This window comes from Bifidobacterium miconis, from assembly GCF_019331735.1.
In the GTDB taxonomy this organism is placed as follows: domain Bacteria; phylum Actinomycetota; class Actinomycetes; order Actinomycetales; family Bifidobacteriaceae; genus Bifidobacterium; species Bifidobacterium miconis.
Genome location: NZ_JAHBBH010000084.1, coordinates 1 through 1,447, shown reverse-complemented (window position 1 = coordinate 1,447; position 1,447 = coordinate 1). Strand labels below are relative to the sequence as shown.

Here is a 1,447-nt window from a genome sequence, read left to right as displayed (position 1 = left end):
GGGACTGTCTCGGAATGTGTGTAACTGGCTTTGATCGCCGGTCGTGAGGCCGGCGGGAAAGGGGCCTGTGATGAGCATGCCGACTGAGACAATGGAAACCATGACAGCGAAGACTGCCGCCGGCAAGGAAGCCGCGGCGAACCCCCGTAAACGCAAGGGCGCGGAATCAACCCCGGCCGAGCGGGAGCTCGTGTTGGAGATGATCCGCCGTGCCAAGGAGCAGGGACTCGACCTGACCGGCCCCGACGGCCTGTTGAAGCGGTTCACCAAGACCGTGCTGGAGAGCGCCCTCGACGAGGAGATGACCGAGCACCTCGGCCGAGGAAAGCACGAGAAAAGCGCGGAGGGCCGGGCCGCGAACACGCGCAACGGCACCACCGTCAAGACCGTGACGACGGAGGCGGTCGGACCGGTCACGATCGAGGTGCCGCGCGACCGGGACGGCTCGTTCGACCCCGTCATCGTCAGGAAACGGCAGCGCCGCCTAGGCGATGTGGACGAGGTGGTGCTCTCCCTGTACGCCAAGGGCCTGACCACGGGCGAGATCAGCGCCCATTTCAGTCAGATCTACGGCGCCTCGGTCTCCAAGGAGACCATAAGCCGTATCACCGAGCGGGTCGTCTCGGAGATGAACGAGTGGGCGTCACGTCCCCTGGATGCCGTGTACGCGGCCGTGTTCATCGACGCGATCGTGGTCAAGGTGCGTGACGGGCAGGTCGCCAACCGCGCGTTCTACGCGGCCATCGGAGTGGACCTGGAGGGCAACCGGGACGTGCTGGGCATCTGGGGCTCGCCCGCGGCCGAGGGCGCGAAGTACTGGCTCGCGGTGCTCACCGAATTGAAGAACCGGGGCGTGGAGGACGTGTTCTTCCTGGTCTGCGACGGGTTGAAGGGCCTTCCCGACGCGGTCGGGGTGGTCTGGCCCCTCGCCGTCGTGCAGACCTGCGTCATCCACCTGCTGCGCAATACGTTCAGGTACGCGTCGAAGAAGGACTGGGACGCGCTCAAACGCGATCTGAAGCCCGTCTACACCGCCGTCAACGAGGCGGCCGCGGAACGGGCGCGAGACGAGATGCTCGCCAAGTGGGACGGCAAGTACCCGGCCATCCGGGGATTGTGGCTCAACGCGTGGGACCGGTTCGTGCCGTTCCTCGACTACGACGTGGAGATCCGTCGGGTGATCTGCTCGACGAACGCGATCGAGAGCCTCAACGCGAGGTTCCGCCGTTCGATCAGGGCGCGTGGTCACTTCCCCGACGAGCGGGCCGCGTTGAAGTGCCTGTATCTGACCGTCAGGTCATTGGACCCGACCGGCAAGGGACAGGTACGATGGACGGCACGGTGGAAACCCGCGTTGAACGCGTTCGCCATCACCTTCGCCGATCGCTGGCCCGCCAGCGAGAACCAATAACCAAACCGCCAGTTACACACTTAATGGGACAGTCCC

The 1,447-nt window shown here is 65.3% G+C and carries 1 protein-coding gene; it reads left to right on the top strand.

The features are described 5' to 3' along the window. The first annotated feature begins 199 nt into the window (after window positions 1–199). Window positions 200–1,411: an IS256 family transposase gene (locus tag KIH79_RS12690; protein WP_236023860.1), complete on the top strand. Its 1,212-nt coding sequence runs from the start codon at window positions 200–202 to the stop codon at window positions 1,409–1,411. Window positions 1,412–1,447 lie beyond the last annotated feature (36 nt).